The organism is Nocardioides marmoraquaticus (assembly GCF_054777915.1).
Window position 1 is genome coordinate 155473 of sequence record NZ_BAAHAA010000004.1, and the last position, 16611, is coordinate 172083.

Genomic DNA, 16611 nt, shown 5'->3' on the forward strand with positions numbered 1-16611 from the left:
CGGCTCGGCGGACCAGCGCGTTCCAAGCGCGCACGAGCGGCCCGTCACCGGACCCTTACTTGTTGCACAGCCTGTGGACAAAGGTGTGGACGACCCCACCGACCCCCCGGGCGAAGTCGGTCGTGGAGGACCGGGGGACGGAGCATCCAGGGCGTGGACGCGCACGACGGCCAGAGCGGCAGCAGCGACGGCAGCACCCAGACGGGACAGCTGCACCACCTCTGGCCCGGGATCGTCGACAACCTCCCGCCCAACCAGCGCATGTGGCTCACCGCGAGCCAGCCGCTGATGCTCGCCGAGAACACCGCGGTCGTGGCCGTGCCCAACGAGTTCACCCGCAACCAGCTCGAGGGTCGGCTCCGCACCCGCATCGAGGACGCCCTCAGCGACCGCCTCGACCGCCCCGTGCGCCTCGTCGTCAGCGTCGACACCTCGCTCGACGGCGGCGCCGCCACGGCCGGCAGCGCCAACGGCAGTGCCGCTGCCCCGCCCGACGAGGCGGGCACCGAGACCGACGGCCCGGCGACCGCCGGCCCGGCCGCGCCCGGGAGCGACGTACGCCGCATCGGCCCGCGCGCCGGCGGCGAGCTGCCGACCCAGCCGTCGGCCTTCGACGACGCGTCGCACCGACCTGGCGACATGTCGACAAACCGACCTGTCGACCTGTCGTCCAGGGGCTCCGCCTCGCTGGCCACGGGCATCCCCGACAGCCCGCTGAACCCGCGCTACTCCTTCGAGACCTTCGTCATCGGGTCGTCCAACCGCTTCGCGCACGCCGCGGCGGTCGCGGTCGCCGAGGCACCGGGCAAGGCCTACAACCCGCTGCTGGTCTACGGCGACTCCGGTCTGGGCAAGACCCACCTGCTGCACGCCATCGGCCACTACGTGCGCAACCTCTGGACGGGCGCGAAGATCCGCTACGTCTCCTCGGAGGCCTTCACCAACGACGTCATCAACGCCATCAAGGACGCCAACACCGCAGCACTGCAGCGTCGCTACCGCGACGTCGACGTGCTCCTGGTCGACGACATCCAGTTCCTCGAGGGCAAGCAGCAGACGCAGGAGGAGTTCTTCCACACCTTCAACACGCTGCACAACGCCAACAAGCAGATCATCATCAGCTCCGACCGACCCCCCAAGCGGCTGACCCAGCTCGAGGACCGGCTGCGCAACCGCTTCGAGTGGGGCCTGCTGACCGACGTGCAGCCGCCCGACCTCGAGACCCGCATCGCGATCCTGCGCAAGAAGGCGGCGGCCGACCGGCTCTCGGCTCCGGCCGACGTGCTCGAGTTCATCGCCTCGCGCATCCAGACCAACATCCGCGAGCTCGAGGGCGCGCTGATCCGGGTCACCGCCTTCGCCAGCATCAACCAGCAGGAGGTCGACCTCTCGCTGGCCGAGATCGTGCTGCGCGACCTCATCCCCGAGGGCGGCGAGCCCGAGGTGACCGCCGGGCTCATCATCGCCCAGACCTCGACCTACTTCGGCTTCTCGATCGAGGACCTCACCGGCCCGAGCCGCACCCGCGCGCTCGTCACCGCCCGCCAGATCGCGATGTACCTGTGCCGCGAGCTCACCGAGCTCTCGCTGCCCAAGATCGGTCAGCAGTTCGGCGGCCGCGACCACACCACGGTGATGAACGCCGACCGCCGGATCCGCAAGGACCTCGCCGAGCGCCGCACGACCTTCCACCAGGTCACCGAGCTCACGACCCGCATCAAGCAGCAGGCCAAGCAAGCCTGACCCGGGGGCTCCTCGCACCTCGACCAGCGGGGCCCGAACTACACGCGTGCAAGATGTGGTTCACCTTCGGCGCGTCCGTGGAGCGGGTGTGCGCGGGGCTGTGGACAAGTGCGCCACTGCACCCACACCCCCTTCGGCCGGCCACAGGCGCCGGTCGTCGGTCCCCGTCGTCGTCCACACCGCGTCCACATCGCGACGCGCCGCGCGACCTGCGACGACGGTCTCGCTCCACAGGATCCACCGGCCCTACTACGACGACTGTCCTCCAGAGTCATCCCGAGCCGCCCAACGTCGTACGGGCCGCTCACCTGTGGAGCGAGCGGGGCCTGTGACTGCGGGGCGCACGACAGGAGACGGGCGTGGCAGGATGCACACCCCGCACGTGCCTGCTCGACCGCACGCCGCCCCGACCGCAGAAGAGGGCCCCGAAGGTGAAGTTCCGCGTTGACCGCGACGTCCTGGCCGACGCCGTCGCCTGGACCGCTCGCGCGCTCCCCGTCCGTCCGAGCTCCCCGGTGCTGTCCGGGCTGCTGATCGAGGCGGGTCCGACCGACGACGAGCCGGGTGCCGGCGACGGTGGCGGCAGCGGGCTGCGGCTGTCGACGTTCGACTACGAGACCTCCGCCCGCGCGACGCTCACGGCCGACGTCGCCGAGGAGGGCACCGCGCTGGTCTCGGGCCGGCTGCTGGCCGACATCTGCCGCAGCCTGCCCAACAAGCCGGTCGAGGTGACGATCGAGGGCTCGAAGGCGTCGCTGGTGTGCGGCTCGGCCCGCTTCAGCCTGCAGACGATGCCGGTCGAGGACTACCCGACGTTGCCGGAGATGCCGGAGAGCCGCGGCACCGTGCCGAGCGGCGTCTTCGCCCAGGCCGTCGCGCAGGCCGTCACGGCGGCCGGCCGCGACGACATGCTGCCGGTCCTCACCGGTGTCCGCGTCGAGCTCGACGGCGACAACATCGCCATGCTCGCCACCGACCGGTTCCGCCTGGCCAGCCGCGAGCTGACCTGGTCGCCGGGCGTCACCGACATCGACGCCGCGGCGCTGGTGCCGGCCAAGGTGCTCTCCGACACCGCCAAGGCGCTCACCGGTGGCGAGACCGTCTCGATCGCGCTGTCGTCGCCCGGCTCGGCGGGCGAGGGCATCATCGGCTTCGAGGGCTCCGCCGGCGCCGGCGGCACGCGTCGTACGACGACCCGGCTGCTCGACGGCGAGTTCCCCAAGGTCCGGTCGCTGTTCCCCAGCGAGCACCTCACCGTCGCGCGGGTCGACCGGGCCGCGCTCATCGAGTCGGTGCGTCGCGTCTCGCTGGTCGCCGAGCGCAACACCGCGGTGCAGCTGGCCTTCACCGAGGGCACGCTGACCCTCGACGCCGGCTCCGGCGAGGAGGCGATGGCCAGCGAGTCGCTCGAGGCCCACGTCACGGGCGACGACCTGACCACCGGGTTCAACCCCGGCTACCTGCTCGACGGCCTCGGCGCGATCGACCGGCCGGTCGTCGAGCTGGGCTTCACGCAGGCCAGCAAGGCCGCCGTACTCTCAGGGGTGGACTCGCTCGAGGGCGAGCCCGACGCCGGCTTCCGCTACCTGCTGATGCCGCGTCGCCTGCTCTCCTGACCCACCACGCCCCGCTCTCCTGGGAGGACCCCCGCCATGCACCTCGGACTCGTCGGCCTGGGCAAGATGGGTGGCAACATGCGCACCCGTCTGCGCGATGGCGGTCACACCGTCACGGGCTACGACCGCAACCCCGACGTCAGCGACGTCGGCAGCCTGGCGGAGCTGGTCGAGGCGCTGCCCTCGCCCAAGGTCGTCTGGGTGATGGTGCCGGCGGGCGACCCGACCCGCGCCACGATCGCCGAGCTGCGCGAGCTGCTCGGTGACGGCGACCTCGTGGTCGACGGCGGCAACAGCAAGTACACCGACGACCAGGACAACGCCGCCTCGCTCGCCGAGAAGGGCATCGGCTTCGTCGACTGCGGCGTCTCCGGCGGCGTCTGGGGCGCGAAGAACGGCTACGCCCTGATGTACGGCGGCTCCGAGGCCGACGTCGACAAGGTCAAGCCCGCGCTGCTCGCGCTCAAGCCCGAGGGTGACTTCGGCATGGCCCACGCGGGCCGCAAGCCGGGCGCCGGCCACTTCGCCAAGATGGTCCACAACGGCATCGAGTACGCGATGATGCAGGCCTACGCCGAGGGCTGGGAGCTGCTCGAGGCGACCGACCTCGTCGAGGACGTCCCGCACGTGTTCGACTCCTGGCGCGAGGGCACGGTCATCCGCTCGTGGCTGCTCGACCTGCTGTGCGCCTCGCTGCACGAGGACGAGCACCTCGAGCAGATCCGCGGCTACGCCGAGGACTCCGGCGAGGGCCGCTGGACCGTCGAGGCGGCCATCGACCACGCGGTGCCGATGCACGTCATCGCCGCCTCCCTCTTCGCACGGTTCCAGTCGCGCCAGGACGACAGCCCGGCGATGAAGGCGATCGCGGCCATGCGCAACCAGTTCGGCGGCCACGCGACCAAGGCGGAGGCCCCGCCCACCACCGCCGACGTCGACAGTCCCGCCGACAAGTAGCCCGTGCACGTCGCCCACCTGTCGCTGCACGACTTCCGCTCCTACCCCGACCTCGAGCTCGCGCTCGAGCCCGGGGTGAGCTCGCTGGTCGGGCGCAACGGGCAGGGCAAGACCAACGTGGTCGAGGCGGTCGACTACCTCTCGCGGCTCAGCTCGCACCGCGTCTCGGGTGATGCGCCGCTGGTGCGGCAGGGCGCCGATCGCGCGGTGGTGCGGGCCGCGGTGGTGCGCGAGGACCGCACCGCCACCCTCGAGGTCGAGATCAACCCCGGGAAGTCCAACCGCGCCCGGGTCAACCGGGCCGCACTGCCGCGGGCCCGCGACCTCGTCGGGCTGGTGCGCACGGTCGTCTTCGCCCCCGACGACCTCGCCCTGGTCAAGGGCGACCCGTCGGAGCGACGCCGCTTCGCCGACGACCTGCAGGTGCTCGCCACGCCCCGGTACGCCGGCACCCGCGCCGACTACGACCGCGTGCTCAAGCAGCGCAGCTCGTTGCTGCGCTCCGCGCGGGTGCGGGGCGGCTCGGCCGCCGAGGCGATGCTGGCCACCCTCGAGGTGTGGGACGAGCGGCTGGCCGCCCTCGGCACCGAGGTGATGCTGCGCCGCGCCGCCCTCGTCGACGAGCTGGTGCCGCTGCTGGGCAAGGCCTACGAGGCGGTCGCCCGGGGTGCGCGGCGCGACGACGCGGTGCTGGCCTACCGCCCGAGCTTCGAGGTCGACCCGGGCGCGGGGCCTGCCGAGGTCGAGCAGGCGTTCCTCGCCGAGCTCGCCCGTCGGCGTCGTGACGAGGTCGACCGGGGCGTGACCCTGGTCGGGCCCCACCGCGACGAGCTGGTGTGCACCCTGGGCGAGCTGCCGGTCAAGGGCTACGCCTCCCACGGCGAGGGCTGGTCGTTCGCGCTCGCGCTGCGGCTGGCGTCGTACGAGCTGCTGCGCCAGCCGACGCAGGGCGTGGAGGGCGGCGCAGCAGGACACTGGGTCGACGACCCGATCCTCGTGCTCGACGACGTCTTCGCCGAGCTCGACGCGACCCGCCGCGCCCAGCTGGCCGACCTCGTCGTCGGTGCCGAGCAGGTGCTCGTCACCGCCGCGGTCGCCGACGACGTGCCCGAGGCGCTCCGCGGCCGTCGCTACGACGTGGCCGACGGCCAGGTGGTGGCGCATGGCTGAGGAGGAGGAGACCACCCCCGACGAGCAGCACGACGACACCGGCCTCGACCTCGCCAAGCAGGTGGCGCGCGGCCTGGCGGGGCGCACCGGCGAGCGGCGGCTGCGCGCCGGGCGGCGCCTCGGCGACCGCAAGCCGGCGACGCCGCGCTCCTCGGGCGCGCACCCCGACGACCGCGACCCGCAGACCGTCGACGCCGCGCTGGGGCGCTTCGTGCTCGACCAGGGCTGGGAGACCGAGCTGCGGGTGCACGGCGTCTTCGCTAGGTGGGAGGCGATCGTGGGGCGCGAGGTCGGCCAGCACGTGCGGCCCGAGTCGTACGCCGACGGCCGGCTCGTCGTCCGCGCGGGGTCGACGGCCTGGGCCACCCAGGTCACGCTCCTCGCCCCCGACCTGGTGCGCCGCCTCAACGAGGTGCTCGGCGACGGCACCGTGACCGCCATCGACGTGCAGGGTCCGCGGCCCCCGAGCTGGTCGCGCGGGAGGCTCCGGGTCAAGGGTCGTGGCCCCCGCGACACCTACGGCTGAAAATCCTCCGTGGAGCCACTGGCAGCCCGACGGGCGTACCCCGCCCTGGATCAGCAGCCGCGAGGGGCCGGAAACCCGGCTCACAGGGCTCCTCGGGCGTGATCCGAGGCGCTCGGAGAGGTAGGATCGACACGAGTCGCCGACCGCTCCGCGAGGCGGCTCCTCCGCTGTCCGAGGAAGAGAAGAGGACCCGCGTCCGTGGCCGACGAGACCCCCGAGCAGAACGTCCCCGGTGAGCTCCCCGACGACCACCCCCCGGCTCCCGACGTCGTGCCCGCCTCGATCGTCGACGGTCACTCCGTCGGCGACGGCAACTACGACGCCAGCGCGATCCAGGTGCTCGAGGGACTCGAGGCGGTCCGCAAGCGTCCGGGCATGTACATCGGCTCGACCGGCGAGCGCGGCCTGCACCACCTGATCTGGGAGATCGTCGACAACGCCGTCGACGAGGCGCTCGCGGGCCACTGCGACCGCATCGTGCTGACGCTGCTCGCCGACGGCGGCGTCCGGGTCGAGGACAACGGCCGCGGCATCCCCACCGACACGGCGCCCGGCCAGGAGCTCCCCGCGCTGACCCTGGCGCTGACGGTGCTGCACGCCGGCGGCAAGTTCGGCGGTGGCGGCTACAAGGTCTCCGGCGGCCTGCACGGCGTCGGCGTCTCGGTCGTCAACGCGCTGTCGTCGCGCGTGATCGCCGAGGTCAAGAACCGCGGCCACCTGTGGCGCCAGACCTTCACCGTGGGCGTGCCCGACGGCCCGCTCGAGGAGGTGCGCGCCACCGAGCCCGACGAGCGCACCGGCACCACCATCACCTACTACCCCTCGCCCGACATCTTCGAGACGACCGAGCACTCGCTGGAGACGATCGTCTCGCGCATCCGCGAGTACGCCTTCCTCAACAAGGGTCTCGAGATCGTGGTGCGCGACGAGCGGCCCTCGGCCGCCGGCATCGTCGAGGCGGTCCAGGACGGCACCGTCGACCCCGAGGTCGACCAGTCCGGCGACGACGCCGTGCGCGCCTCCGAGACCGGGGGCATGGAGCGGCGCTTCTGCTACGAGCGCGGGCTCGTCGACTTCGTCGAGCACCTCAACAAGCGCAAGCAGGCCGCCAACCCGAGCATCATCAGCTTCGAGGCCGAGACGCCCGACGGCGTCGAGAACCACATGAGCCTCGAGCTGGCCATGCAGTGGAACGTCTCCTACCAGGAGTCGGTGCACACCTTCGCCAACACCATCAACACCCACGAGGGCGGCACCCACGAGGAGGGCTTCCGCGCGGCGCTGACCTCGCTGGTCAACGGCTGGGGCGAGACCTGGGGGCTGATGAAGAAGCCCGAGGACCGCGTCAAGGGCGACGACATCCGCGAGGGCCTGACCGCGATCATCTCGATCAAGCTCGGCGAGCCCCAGTTCGAGGGCCAGACCAAGACCAAGCTCGGCAACACCGAGGCCAAGGGCTTCGTCCAGCGCATCGTCAACGACCAGCTCGGCGACTGGATGGAGAAGAACCCCGCCGAGGGCAAGGACATCGTCCGCAAGGCGCAGGCGGCCGCGCACGCGCGCGTCGCCGCGCGCAAGGCCCGCGACCTCGCCCGCAACCGCAAGGGCCTGCTCGGCGGCGGCGGCCTGCCCGGCAAGCTGAGCGACTGCCAGTCGCGCAACCCCGAGGAGTGCGAGGTCTTCATCGTCGAGGGCGACTCCGCGGGCGGGTCGGCGAAGTCGGGCCGCGACCCACGGATCCAGGCGATCCTGCCGATCCGCGGCAAGATCCTCAACGTCGAGAAGGCCCGCATCGACAAGGTGCTGGCCAACACCGAGGTGCAGGCGATCATCTCCGCCCTCGGCACCGGGGTGCACGAGGAGTTCACCCTCGACAAGCTGCGCTACCACAAGGTCGTGCTGATGGCCGACGCCGACGTCGACGGCCACCACATCAACACGCTGCTGCTGACGCTGCTGTTCCGCTTCATGAAGCCGCTCATCGAGCACGGCTACGTCTACATGGCGCAGCCCCCGCTCTACCGGCTGCGCTGGAACAAGCCCGCCGAGCACGAGTTCGTCTACTCCGACGCCGAGCGCGACGCCCTGATGGCCGACGGCCTCGCCCAGGGCAAGAAGCTTCCCAAGGAGAACCCCGTCCAGCGCTACAAGGGCCTGGGCGAGATGAACGCCGACGAGCTGTGGGAGACCACGATGGACCCCAGCCAGCGGCTGATGCTCCAGGTCACCCTCGACGACGCCGCCCAGGCCGACGAGATCTTCTCGGTCCTCATGGGAGAGGACGTCGAGCAGCGTCGCAGCTTCATCCAGCGCAACGCCAAGGACGTCCGCTTCCTCGACATCTGACGCCGCGTGCCGCGGCGTACGACGACAGCACCAGCCCAGGAGGGCACTGACGCATGACCGAGACCACGAGCAACCTCGCCGGTGGCGGCGACGGCGACGGCGGCGGGCGCATCGAGCCGATCGAGCTGCAGACCTCGATGCGGCGCGCCTACATCGACTACGCGATGGCCGTCATCGTCGGCCGGGCGCTGCCCGACGTGCGCGACGGCCTCAAGCCGGTGCACCGGCGGGTGCTCTACGCGATGTTCGACGGCGGCTACCGCCCCGACCGCGGCTTCTCCAAGTGCAGCCGCGTCGTCGGCGACGTCATGGGTCAGTACCACCCGCACGGCGACAGCGCGATCTACGACACCCTGGTGCGGCTCGCGCAGCCCTGGGTGATGCGGGCCCCGCTGATCCAGGGCCAGGGCAACTTCGGCTCGCCGGGCAACGACCCCGCCGCCGCCATGCGCTACACCGAGTGCCGGATGGCGCCGCTGGCGATGGAGATGGTGCGCGACATCGAGGAGGAGACGGTCGACTTCGCGCCCAACTACGACGGGCGCTCCTCCGAGCCGACCATCCTGCCGAGCCGCATCCCCAACCTGCTCGTCAACGGCTCCGCCGGCATCGCGGTCGGCATGGCGACCAACATCCCGCCCCACAACCTGCGCGAGGTCGCGGCCGCCGCGACCTGGGCGCTGGAGCACCCCGACGCCTCCAAGGAGGAGCTGCTCGAGGCGTGCCTCGAGCGCGTCAAGGGGCCCGACTTCCCCAACAAGGCGCTCATCGTCGGTCGCCAGGGGATCGAGCAGACCTACCGCACCGGGCGCGGCTCGATCATGCAGCGCGCGGTCGTCGACATCGACGAGGACTCCTCGGGCCGGGTGCGCCTGGTCATCACGCAGCTGCCGTACATGGTCAACCCCGACAACCTCGCCGAGAAGATCGCCGACCTGGCGACGAGCGGCAAGGTGCAGGGCATCGCCGACGTCATGGACAACACCTCCTCGCGCACCGGCCAGCAGCTGGTCGTCGTGCTCAAGCGCGACGCGGTCGCGCGGGTGGTGCTGAACAACCTGTTCAAGCACACCGAGCTGCAGACCAACTTCAGCGCCAACATGCTGGCGCTCGTCGACGGGGTGCCGCGCACGCTGTCCCTCGACGCCTTCATCAGCAACTGGGTCGAGCACCAGGTCGAGGTCATCCGCCGGCGCACCGAGTTCCGGCTGCGCAAGGCCGAGGAGCGCGCCCACATCCTGCGCGGCCTGGTCAAGGCGCTCGACATGCTCGACGAGGTCATCGCGCTGATCCGGCGCAGCCCCGACGCCGAGGAGGCACGCACCGGCCTGATGGCGCTGCTCGACGTCGACGAGCTGCAGGCCAACGCCATCCTCAACATGCAGCTGCGGCAGCTGGCCGCGCTGCAGCGCCAGAAGATCATCGACGACCTGGCCGAGATCGAGGCCGTGATCGCCGACCTCGAGGACATCCTCGCCAACGTCTCGCGCCAGCGCGCGATCGTCGTCGAGGAGCTCGGCGAGATCGTCGGCAAGTACGGCGACGACCGCCGCACGCAGATCGTGGCCGCCGAGGGCGACATGTCGATGGAGGACCTCATCCCCGACGAGGACCTCGTCGTCACGATCACGCGCGGCGGCTACGCCAAGCGCACCCTGGCCAGCAACTACCGCACCCAGAAGCGGGGCGGCAAGGGCGTGCGCGGGGCGGCGCTGCGGGGCGACGACGTCGTGCAGCACTTCATGGCGACCTCCAACCACCACTGGCTGCTGTTCTTCACCACGGCCGGTCGCGTCTACCGCACCAAGGCCTACAACCTCCCCGAGGCCTCGCGCGACGCCAAGGGCGGTCACGTGGCCGGGCTGCTGAGCTTCCAGCCCGACGAGGAGATCGCGCAGGTGCTGGCGATCCGCGACTACGAACAAGCCCCCTACCTCGTGCTCGCGACGCGCAACGGCCTGGTCAAGAAGACCCGGCTCGCCGACTACAACTCGCCGCGGCAGGCCGGTGTCATCGCCATCAACTTCCGCGAGGACGACGACGCCCTGATCGGCGCCGAGCTCGTCGCCGAGGGCGACGACATCCTGCTCGTCTCCCGCAAGGGCCAGGCGATCCGGTTCCCGGCCGACGACTCCCAGCTGCGTCCGATGGGCCGCGCCACCTCCGGCGTCACCGGCATGAAGTTCCGCCCGGGCGACTCGATGCTGTCGATGTCGGTGATCCGCGCCGACGTCGTGCAGTCCGACGAGGACGACCCCGACGTGAGGCCGCAGTACGTCTTCACCATCACCGACGGCGGCTACGCCAAGCGCACCGCGATCTCCGACTACCGCACCCAGTCGCGTGGCGGGCTCGGCATCAAGGCGATGGCACTGACCAACGAGGACCGAGGCGGTCTCGTCGGCGCCTTCATCGTCGTCGACGGCGACGAGATCCTGTCGATCACCTCCGGTGGCCAGGTCGTGCGCAGCCCCATCGACGACGGCTTCCGGCCGACGGGTCGGTCCACCATGGGCGTGAAGTTCGTGACGCCCAAGTCGGGTGACGAGGTGGCGGTCGTGGCGCGCAGCGTCGAGCGCGACGCCGAGGTCGAGGCGGTCGTCGAGGAGGCGGCCGACGACGTCGAGGTCCAGGCGGCCGAGCTGGCCGACGTGCCCGCCGACGTGCAGGGCGAGGACGCCGTCGACGAGGACCTCGACGGCACAGGTGACATGATCGGGCCCGACGAGACCGACGATCCCCGGGAGAGCTGATGGTCCAGCCAGACGCCGGCGGCCAGTCCGGGAGCAAGCGCCCCATCCTGCCGCCCCCGCCGCCTGCCCTCGCCGACGACGAGCGCGCCGCTTCCGAGAAGGCGGCCGCCGACCGCGCGGCCGCCGAGCAGTCCGAGCGGGATGCCGCTGCCGCAGAGCAGGCCAAGCGCGAGGCCGCCGAGGCCAAACAGGCCGAGCGCGACGCCCGGGCCGCCGAGCGGCAGCGCGCACGCGAGGAGCGTCAGGCCGCGAAGTCCGCCGCCACCGAGCAGAAGGCCCGTGACAAGGCGGCCCGCCAGGAGGCGGCGCGCGCCCAGCAGGCCGAGCGCGAGCGGGCCTCGCAGGCGGCCGGGGTGCCCTCGGGCCAGGCGACCCGCGGTCGCGGCGCCCCGCCGGCACCCGCGCGGCGTACCCGCAAGGCGCAGCTGCGGCTGGTGCAGGTCGACGCCTGGTCGGTGATGAAGACGTCGTTCCTGCTCTCGATCGCGCTCGGAATCGTGCTCATCGTCGCCGTGGCGATCATCTGGGCGGTGCTCGGCGCGGCCGGCGTGTGGGACTCGGTCAACTCGATCGTGCAGCAGGCCGTCGGCAACGCGGACGGTCCGCAGTTCGACGTCACCGACTACCTCGGCACCTCCCGGGTGCTCGGGTTCACCGCCCTCGTGGCGGCGCTCGACGTCGTGCTGATCACCGCGATCGCCACCCTCGGTGCGTTCCTCTACAACCTCTCCGCAGCCCTGCTCGGCGGCGTCGAGGTCACCCTCGCCGAGGACAACTGACCCCGTTTTGTGGCGGCCCGAGAGGGTCGGGTAACCTTCCCTGTCGGTCCGCCGGGGCGATCCCTTCGGCAGGCCACCCGGGCCTATAGCTCAGACGGTTAGAGCGCTTCCCTGATAAGGAAGAGGTCAGAGGTTCAAGTCCTCTTAGGCCCACCCCCTCATGTCGACTCCCCTCCCCGAGCTCCTGGCGGTCGCCGCCGAGCTGCTGCCCGGTCTCGACGCCGACCGGGTCTCCGTGTCCGCCGGCCAGGACCACGAGGTGCTGCTGTTCCCGGGCACCGCGGTGGTGCGGGTCGCGCGGCACCCGTCCGCGGCCGCGGCGCTCGAGCGGCGTACGGCGCTGCTGCGGGCCCTCGACGCCCTCGACCTGCCCTTCGCGGTGCCGACGCCGTTGTCGCCGGTCCGGCAGGTGGGCGGCCGCACCGCCGTCGCGCTGTCGTGGCTGCCCGGCGAGGTGCGCTCGCGCGACGAGGTCTCGCCGGAGGCGCTCGGCGAGCTGCTCGACGCCCTGGCAGGCGTCGACCTGTCCGCCGTGGCGGCGTACCTCGACGTGCCGCACGCATACGCCGGCCGCGAGCGCTGGCACGACCTGCTCCTCGCCGAGGCCGTGCCGCGGCTGCCCGAGCGGCTGCAGGACGAGGCCCGACGGCGGGTCGACGCCGCCGCCGCGCTGGACCCCGTCGCCCCGCGGCTCGTGCACGGTGACCTGGCCGGTGCCAACGTGCACTGGGACGAGCGCGGCCGCGTCTGCGGGGTGCTCGACTGGGAAGTCGCCTCCCCCTTCGACCCCGCCGTCGACGCCGCCTGCCTCGCCCACTTCGGCTGGGAGCAGGTGCGCGCCGTCGTCGACCCCACGACGTACGACCGTGCCCGCACCTGGTGGCGCACCTTCGGCATCGAGCAGGTCGTCGCCGCCGTCCTCACCGGCGAGCCCGACGCCGTCGTCACCCAGTACGTCGCCGCCACCACCCGCTGGCTCGACGCCACCCCCTGAGGTCGCCGGAGGGCGGGAGCGGGGCTGGTCGAGGCGCGACGAGCCCCCGGGCGAGGAGCCTCGAGGCCCCGGACGCCGCACGCCCTCCTTGCTCCCTGAGGAGGTCGCGCAGCGACCGTCTCGAAGGGCCGCACCGGTCGTCTCGCCGGGTCCCGAGGCTCGTCGCTGGCGCTCCTCGCACCTCGACCACCGGAGCGCGGAACTGGGGTGGTCGAGGTGCGACGAGCCCCCGGGCGAGGAGCCTCGAGACCCCGCAACCCGCTTACGACCCCGTGCACAACCCGCATCTTGTCGGCGGTGATAGCTAGAATCGAACACATGATCGACACCCTCACCGACGCCGCCACCACCCTGGTCGCGCGCCTCGGCACCGAGGACGTCGACCACCTCCCACCCGAGGCACTTGTCGACCTGCTCGCTGTCTGCGAGCGCCTCAAGGGCGCAGCCGCAGCCTGCCAGGCCAGGGCGACCGTCGCGTTCGCCGACCACGAACGCGCCGTCGGCCGGGGTGACGGGGTGCCGGCGCAGGTGGGCCTCGCCACGAGGCAGTCGCCGTACCGCGCCCGCCGGTTCGTGGGGTTCGCCCACGCCCTGGCCGAGCTGCCCCGCACCTACGACGCGCTCGCCGCCGGCGAGACCAGCGAGTTCCGGGCGTTCTCCATCGCGAGGGAGACGATGCTGCTCTCGCGAGAGGATCGGGCGGCGGTGGACCGGGAGCTGCACCAGCGCCCCGGCGGCATCGGCGCCCTGTCCGACCGCGGCGCGGAAGCCGAGGCCCGGCTCATCGGGCAGCGTCTCGACCCTGCCGCCGCGGTCCGCCGCAACGCCGCCGCGGTCAAGCAGCGGCGGGTGTCGCTGCGACCCGCGCCCGACGGCATGGCCCGGCTGTCTGCGGTGCTGCCCGTCGTCGACGGCATCAGCGTGTGGGCCGAGCTGTGCCGCATCGCCGACACCGCCAGAGCTCACGGTGACGAACGAGCCCGCGGGGAGGTCATGGCCGACGAGCTCGTCACGAGGATCCTCGGCCGCACGGCCGCAGAGTCCCCGGTCGAGGTCACCCTCGTGATGACCGACGCCGCGCTGCTCGGCACCGACGACCCGGCCGCCCACCACGAACCCGCCCAGGTCGTCACCGACACCGGCCTGCAGTCCACCATCCCCGCCGACCACGCCCGCGCCCTCGTCCGCGACGCCGCCGACGTGTTCGTCAGACGGCTCTACACCGACCCCCAGCGCGGCGACCTCGTCGCCATGGACTCACGCCGGCGCTCCTTCACCGGCCAGCTCCGCAGGCTGCTCGTCCTGCGCGACCAGAGATGCCGCACGCCTTGGTGCGACGCGCCCATCCGCCATCTCGACCACATTCGCCGAGCCACCGACCGCGGCCCCACCAAGGCGAGCAACGCCCAAGGCCTCTGCGAAGCCTGCAACCACGCCAAGGAAGCAGCCCGAGTGCGACAACAACCCAAGCTCGACGGAAGCGTCGTCACGCTGACGCCCACCGGCCACACCTACCGGGGTCACCGACCCAGACCGCCCAGCCCACCACCTCCGACGAGAGCCGACTGGTCACACCTCGAGACCTGGCTCCGCTCCGAGCTGCCCGCGTGAGGGTGGGCCGGCAGCGGGGACCACGGGCCGGGGTAGGGTCGGTGCTCGTCTCCGGTCGGGGACGACGCAGGAGGAGGCAGGGATGAAGAAGCTCGTGCTGGTCGCACTCGCGGCCGCCGGCGCGGTGGCGGCCAAGAAGCGGATGGACTCCACGCGTCACGAGCAGGACCTCTGGCGTGAGGCCACCGACCCGGTCCGCAAGGGCTGAGAGGCCGGCTCTTCCGCACCACCCGGGGCCTTGGCGCAATTGGTAGCGCACCTGCTTTGCAAGCAGGGGGTTAGGGGTTCGAGTCCCCTAGGCTCCACTCACTGAAACCGCAGTTCAGACGCAGCTTGATCCGAGCTTCCCCACACCGGAGCTACTGGTGGTCAGCCTCCTTGGGGGACCAGTGGGGGAATGGTTCTGAGCGGCCCGCGCCGCCAACGCGACGGTCGTCCACACGATCGGCTGCCGTCTAGCCGCACCCACAACGAAGCCGTGGACGCCGAGGGATGGCGCGTCAAGAGTGCGGTCGACGTGCGCCACACCTGAACCCAGAGGTTCACTGCAGGCATCGCGTGGTTGCCGCAGGCTCGCGGGGGCCAGCCGGTCGGCCACCTATCAACCAAAGCCCCCGGACTCCACTAGCCTCATGGACCGTGATCTCCCGCCTCGATGCTCGTGCCTTACGAGCGGCGCGCGAGGCTGCCAAGCTCACGCAGAGCGACCTGGCGCGCGAGATCGGTGTCGCCGGCGGCGAACGGATCTGGCGCTACGAGCACGGCCTGTCCCAGCCACGGCCGGACCTGCTGGTCCGTCTCGCCGAGGTCCTGCACCTCAACCCGCGCCAGCTGGTGCTTCCAGCCAGCGAGGTGCCTGACCTTCGCGCGCTGAGGTTGGCGGCAGGCCTGGACGCCTACGAGGTCGTGGCGGCCATCCACATGTCGCTTCCGACGTACCGCAAGTGGGAGCAGGGCCGGTGGCGACGCCTGCCGGATCGCAGCACGATCGACGCCCTGGCGCGCACGTTCGAGGTCTCTCGCGCCGAGGTCGAACGAGCGTTCCGCGCCGCCCAGAACCAGCATCGACAACAGGGCGGCAACTTGAGCACCAAGACTCCCTCCGCTGGCGCGTAATCCACAGGCCCCGCTCGAGCTCGGCACGGCGTAGGTCCCGTGTGGTCCCATGGATCCGCACGAAACCAGTAGCCGTCTGTACTAGATGCGGGGGTGTGAGCCAGTGATGTCTCGGGAGAAACGGCTCCACGATCACTCGCTATCGTTTCATATCGGCACTAGTGTGATGGAGTCTCATTCAGGGTCAAGTGATCGGCTAGACCCCCCACGGCGCCTTAGCGGTCAGTGGGAAGGCATGCACCACCGGAAAACTCGGGAGACCAGATGAGCATCGACTCGGCGCCCTCACAGCGCGACGCCGGGGCCAACGGGCCCGGCAACACCGGTGCCGGCGCGCGCACCGACGTGCACCTGCCGGCCCCACCGCCGGCACCGGCTCGGCTCAAGGAGCGACGACGCCCGCTCCTGATCGCGGCGATGGTGGCGCTGGTGTGCCTCGGCGGCCTGGTCTCGGCCTACGCCTACCTGTCGACGAGCGAGACCGAGGACGTCGTGGCGGTCCGTGAGTCGGTGGCCCGCGGCGAGGTGATCGAGGCCGAGGACCTGATGACCGTGCAGGTCGGCCTCGACCCCGCGCTGGACCCGCTGTCGGCCTCCGAGCTCGACGACCTGATCGGCCAGCGCGCCGCGGTCGACCTGTCCGCCGGCAGCCTGGTCACCTCCGAGAGCGTCACCGAGGAGGTGATCCCGGCCGAAGGCCAGTCGATCGTCGGGGTCAGCCTGACCTCGGCCATGATGCCCTCCGAGCCCATCTACGCCGGCGACACGGTCCGCATCGTCTCCACGCCAGGCGAGGCGGGCGAGATCCGCGAAGGCACCACCCCGGTCACCATCGAGGCCACCGTCGTCGGAGTCAGGGGAGTGGCCGAGACCGGCGAGACCGTTGTCGACGTCGCGGTCGACGAGAGCGAGGCCGCCGATCTGGCCTCCCGGGCAGCGACCCGCAAGGTCGCTCTCGTCCTGGACTCGCGAGAGCGCTGAGCAGGGAGTCGACAGGTAC

The 16611-nt window shown here is 71.7% G+C and carries 13 protein-coding genes and 2 tRNA genes; all 15 read left to right on the plus strand.

Annotated elements, in window-relative coordinates; translation table 11 throughout:
* The first annotated feature begins 261 nt into the window (after positions 1 to 261).
* On the plus strand, positions 262 to 1743 hold the full coding sequence (gene dnaA / locus ACYU8I_RS04705; RefSeq protein WP_460838103.1) for a chromosomal replication initiator protein DnaA: 1482 nt from the start codon (positions 262 to 264) through the stop codon (positions 1741 to 1743).
* Positions 1744 to 2174: 431 nt separating this feature from the next.
* Positions 2175 to 3359 (plus strand): DNA polymerase III subunit beta, encoded by a 1185-nt coding sequence (gene dnaN, locus ACYU8I_RS04710; RefSeq protein WP_460838001.1) that lies wholly within the window; start codon positions 2175 to 2177, stop codon positions 3357 to 3359.
* Positions 3360 to 3395: 36 nt separating this feature from the next.
* Positions 3396 to 4316 carry a phosphogluconate dehydrogenase (NAD(+)-dependent, decarboxylating) gene (gene gnd / locus ACYU8I_RS04715; RefSeq protein WP_460838003.1) on the plus strand — a complete coding sequence of 307 codons (921 nt, stop codon included), beginning with the start codon at positions 3396 to 3398 and terminating at the stop codon, positions 4314 to 4316.
* Between the two features lie 3 nt (positions 4317 to 4319).
* Positions 4320 to 5486, plus strand: a complete 1167-nt coding sequence (gene recF / locus ACYU8I_RS04720) for a DNA replication/repair protein RecF (RefSeq protein WP_460838006.1) — start codon at positions 4320 to 4322, stop codon at positions 5484 to 5486.
* Positions 5479 to 6012 carry a DciA family protein gene (locus ACYU8I_RS04725; RefSeq protein WP_460838008.1) on the plus strand — a complete coding sequence of 178 codons (534 nt, stop codon included), beginning with the start codon at positions 5479 to 5481 and terminating at the stop codon, positions 6010 to 6012. Before recF ends, ACYU8I_RS04725 begins: the two co-directional genes overlap by 8 nt.
* 198 nt (positions 6013 to 6210) lie before the next feature.
* Positions 6211 to 8358, plus strand: a complete 2148-nt coding sequence (gene gyrB / locus ACYU8I_RS04730) for a DNA topoisomerase (ATP-hydrolyzing) subunit B (protein ID WP_460838011.1) — start codon at positions 6211 to 6213, stop codon at positions 8356 to 8358.
* A gap of 53 nt (positions 8359 to 8411) precedes the next feature.
* Positions 8412 to 11111: a DNA gyrase subunit A gene (gene gyrA, locus ACYU8I_RS04735; RefSeq protein WP_460838013.1), complete on the plus strand. Its 2700-nt coding sequence runs from the start codon at positions 8412 to 8414 to the stop codon at positions 11109 to 11111.
* Positions 11111 to 11890: a DUF3566 domain-containing protein gene (locus ACYU8I_RS04740; RefSeq protein ID WP_460838016.1), complete on the plus strand. Its 780-nt coding sequence runs from the start codon at positions 11111 to 11113 to the stop codon at positions 11888 to 11890. The genes gyrA and ACYU8I_RS04740 overlap by 1 nt, the downstream gene beginning before the upstream one ends.
* Positions 11891 to 11969: 79 nt before the next feature.
* Positions 11970 to 12043 (plus strand) — tRNA-Ile (locus ACYU8I_RS04745).
* A gap of 7 nt (positions 12044 to 12050) precedes the next feature.
* Complete coding sequence (locus tag ACYU8I_RS04750) at positions 12051 to 12884, plus strand: phosphotransferase family protein (RefSeq protein ID WP_460838019.1); 834 nt, start codon at positions 12051 to 12053, stop codon at positions 12882 to 12884.
* Positions 12885 to 13202: 318 nt separating this feature from the next.
* Entirely contained in the window at positions 13203 to 14495 is a 1293-nt protein-coding gene (locus ACYU8I_RS04755) for an HNH endonuclease (protein ID WP_460838021.1), read from the plus strand.
* An 82-nt stretch (positions 14496 to 14577) separates the two neighbouring features.
* Positions 14578 to 14703, plus strand: coding sequence for a DLW-39 family protein (locus ACYU8I_RS04760; RefSeq protein WP_460838024.1), 126 nt, complete (start codon positions 14578 to 14580; stop codon positions 14701 to 14703).
* Between the two features lie 24 nt (positions 14704 to 14727).
* Positions 14728 to 14800, plus strand: a tRNA-Ala gene (locus tag ACYU8I_RS04765).
* A 334-nt stretch (positions 14801 to 15134) separates the two neighbouring features.
* On the plus strand, positions 15135 to 15611 hold the full coding sequence (locus ACYU8I_RS04770; protein WP_460838027.1) for a helix-turn-helix domain-containing protein: 477 nt from the start codon (positions 15135 to 15137) through the stop codon (positions 15609 to 15611).
* A 264-nt stretch (positions 15612 to 15875) separates the two neighbouring features.
* On the plus strand, positions 15876 to 16592 hold the full coding sequence (locus ACYU8I_RS04775; protein WP_460838029.1) for an SAF domain-containing protein: 717 nt from the start codon (positions 15876 to 15878) through the stop codon (positions 16590 to 16592).
* Positions 16593 to 16611: the final 19 nt, after the last annotated feature.

What these genes read in the sequence shown, in the direction of transcription:
- ACYU8I_RS04775 (WP_460838029.1), top strand. Translation starts at nt 15,876, where the DNA reads ATGAGCATCGACTCGGCGCCCTCACAGCGCGACGCCGGGGCCAACGGG.
- ACYU8I_RS04755 (WP_460838021.1), top strand. Translation starts at nt 13,203, where the DNA reads ATGATCGACACCCTCACCGACGCCGCCACCACCCTGGTCGCGCGCCTC.
- ACYU8I_RS04760 (WP_460838024.1), top strand. Translation starts at nt 14,578, where the DNA reads ATGAAGAAGCTCGTGCTGGTCGCACTCGCGGCCGCCGGCGCGGTGGCG.
- dnaA (WP_460838103.1), top strand. Translation starts at nt 262, where the DNA reads ATGTGGCTCACCGCGAGCCAGCCGCTGATGCTCGCCGAGAACACCGCG.
- ACYU8I_RS04750 (WP_460838019.1), top strand. Translation starts at nt 12,051, where the DNA reads ATGTCGACTCCCCTCCCCGAGCTCCTGGCGGTCGCCGCCGAGCTGCTG.
- gyrA (WP_460838013.1), top strand. Translation starts at nt 8,412, where the DNA reads ATGACCGAGACCACGAGCAACCTCGCCGGTGGCGGCGACGGCGACGGC.
- gnd (WP_460838003.1), top strand. Translation starts at nt 3,396, where the DNA reads ATGCACCTCGGACTCGTCGGCCTGGGCAAGATGGGTGGCAACATGCGC.
- ACYU8I_RS04740 (WP_460838016.1), top strand. Translation starts at nt 11,111, where the DNA reads ATGGTCCAGCCAGACGCCGGCGGCCAGTCCGGGAGCAAGCGCCCCATC.
- ACYU8I_RS04725 (WP_460838008.1), top strand. Translation starts at nt 5,479, where the DNA reads ATGGCTGAGGAGGAGGAGACCACCCCCGACGAGCAGCACGACGACACC.